Annotated in this window: 2 protein-coding genes and 1 tRNA gene; 1 reads left to right on the top strand and 2 read right to left on the bottom strand. The window is 65.1% G+C overall.

Annotated elements, in window-relative coordinates:
• Both RR928_RS22270 and RR928_RS22265 read right to left on the bottom strand, forming a co-directional pair.
• Positions 1–72, bottom strand: a tRNA-Arg gene (locus tag RR928_RS22270).
• A gap of 74 nt (positions 73–146) precedes the next feature.
• Complete coding sequence (locus RR928_RS22265; protein WP_332539520.1) at positions 147–860, bottom strand: TetR family transcriptional regulator; 714 nt, start codon at positions 858–860, stop codon at positions 147–149.
• 221 nt (positions 861–1,081) lie between these two features.
• Here RR928_RS22265 and RR928_RS22260 point away from each other — a divergent pair, with 221 nt between their 5' ends.
• The gene (locus RR928_RS22260) at positions 1,082–2,407 is read left to right on the top strand and encodes an efflux RND transporter periplasmic adaptor subunit (protein WP_332549347.1); all 1,326 of its coding nucleotides are present in this window, start codon (positions 1,082–1,084) and stop codon (positions 2,405–2,407) included.
• The last annotated feature ends 25 nt before the right edge of the window (positions 2,408–2,432 follow it).

The following is a 2,432-nucleotide window of genomic DNA, read 5'->3' as shown; positions in this document are numbered from 1 at the left end:
GCGGCTGGCGGGGATCGAACCCACGACCCTTGGCTTCGGAGGCCAATACTCTATCCACTGAGCTACAGCCGCCCCGGACCGAAGTCCAAAGCAAGCGGCATTGTCGCACGACTTTGCGTGAAATTCCCAGAAGCCGGCAACGATCCCTAGCGATCCATATATCCACACGGCACGCGTGCAGCGCCGGGCAATGGACTGGGCACCGAAAGCGCCTCCTCGAAGGCCGCGCGCACCGCGGCCTGCGGCAGGCCTGCGCCCACAAGATAGACCTGTATGGCGGCGAAGCCATCCTTCTCCAGGTCGAATCCCTCCACCCCCATGAGCCACGAATGCATCAGACCATCGAGCAGCGAGCGCAGGCCCGTGGCCAGCAATTGCGGCGGGTAATTCAGCGTCAGGCCTTCCTGCTCGGCCACGGCCGCGAAGTCGAGTGCAAGCTGGCGCGTGAAGTCATTCAGTGAAGACGTATGCCGGATCTGCAGTGCCGCGAGCTCGCCGACGAATTCGACGCGGTGCATCATGATGGTGAACACGCGGCGGATGCGGTCGTCGGTCACCAGTCCATTGAGCAACAGATACATCACGCGGCACATGCGCGGCAAGGGCGCGGCCCCGGCGAACTGCCCCACGCCGCCATACATCACCTGATCCAGCGGCATGGTCACGCGGTCGATCATTGCATTGAACAGATCGAGCTTGTCCTTGAAGTGCCAATAGACCGCGCCACGCGTCGCGCCCGCCTGCTTGGCAATGGCTGCCAGCGACGACTGCGATACGCCCTGCGCCAGGAAAACCTGCTCGGCGGCGTCCAACAAGGCATTGCGCGTTGCCACCGCATCTTCTTTGGTTCTACGGGCCATGACATTTCTCCAATTGTCGGTAGTGCGCGTCGTGCACACAGTCGTGCATCCGGCGCGCACTGAGGTCACAATGTCCTCAGTTCAGGCAGGGGTCTTATTATACATTCATGGATGTATGTACAATCGCCAAGCTCTTTTCAGGGGCATTGCGCGACTGCGCTCGTCATATTGACACGCACGCCTTGCATGCTCCGACGCTGATTCATTCCTAGGAAAAAACCATGCACAGCACGCGCCACGCGCCCGACGCCCAACCACCCCGTCGCTTATATCGCCACGCATCCCTGGCATTGGCCATTTCGGCCGCGCTCACGCTGGCCGCATGTGGCGACAAGGCCGCCGAAGGCAAGCCACCCGCCGCTGCCGGCCAGGCGCCTCAGGTGCAGGTCGGTGTCGTGGTCGCTACCCCTGGCGATGTCGGCCTGGTCACTGAACTGCCTGGCCGCGTCGAAGCCTCGCGCGTCGCCCAGGTGCGCGCCCGCAGCGCCGGCATCCTGCTGGAGCGTCTGTACCGCGAAGGCAGCGACGTCAAGGCCGGCCAGGCGCTGTACCGCATCGACGCCGCATCCTATGAAGCCGCGGCACAAAGCGCGCGCGCGGCCCTCGCACGCTCGGAAGCCAATCTGGCCCAGGCCCAGGCCCAGCTCGAACGCTACAAGCCCCTGGTCGCCGCCAATGCGATCAGCAAGCAGGACTTCGTCAACGCCGAAGCCGCATACAAGCAGGCATTGGCCGATGTCGCCGCCGGCAAGGCCAATGTGCGCACGGCCGAGATCAGTCTCGGCTATGCCAAGGTCACGGCGCCGATCTCGGGCCGCATCGGCCAGTCGCTGGTCACCGAAGGCGCGCTGGTCGGCCAGGGCGAGGCCACTCCGCTGGCCGTGATCCAGCAGATCGATCCCGTCTACGTCAATTTCACCCAGTCGTCGAGCGAAGCGTTCAAGCTGCGCAAGGCCATGGCCGAAGGCAAGCTGAAGAAGGCTTCCGGCAACGACGCCGCGAGCGTCAAGATCGTGCTGGAAGACGGCAGCGTCTACGAGCGTCCGGGCAAGCTGCTGTTCACCGACCTGTCGGTCGACAGCGCGACCGGCCAGGTCACGCTGCGCGCCGAAGTCCCCAACCCCAAGGGCATGCTGCTGCCAGGCCTCTATGTACGCGTGCAGGTCGAACAGGCCCAGGCCGTCAACGCCATCACCCTGCCCCAGCAGGCCGTGACGCGCAGTGAAAACGGCGACACCGTGTCCGTGGTCGGCGACGACGGCAAGATCTCCAAGCGCAACATCAAGGTCAGCGCCGCGCAGAACCAGCAGTGGATCGTGCTCGATGGCCTCAAGGCCGGCGAGAAGGTCATGGTCGACGGCTTCCAGAAGCTGCAGATGCTGCCGCCGGGCACGCCCGTGACGCCGGTGCCATGGACCGCGCCCGGCTCCGCACCGGCCGCCGCCCCTGCAGCGGCTCCTGCGGGCGCAGCTCCAGCGGCCCAGGCCGCACCGGCTGCCGCAGCACCGGCTGCCGCAGCACCGGCTGCCGCAGCGGCTGACAAGTAAAGGCATCCGTCATGGCCAAGTTTTT

The organism is Comamonas sp. (assembly GCF_036666375.1).
In the GTDB taxonomy this organism is placed as follows: Bacteria; Pseudomonadota; Gammaproteobacteria; order Burkholderiales; family Burkholderiaceae_C; genus Comamonas.
This window is presented reverse-complemented; position numbering and strand designations above follow the sequence as displayed.

Excerpts from the sequence above, each read along its gene's own strand:
- RR928_RS22265 (WP_332539520.1), bottom strand. The coding sequence starts at position 860 with ATGGCCCGTAGAACCAAAGAAGATGCGGTGGCAACGCGCAATGCCTTG.
- RR928_RS22260 (WP_332549347.1), top strand. The coding sequence starts at position 1,082 with ATGCACAGCACGCGCCACGCGCCCGACGCCCAACCACCCCGTCGCTTA.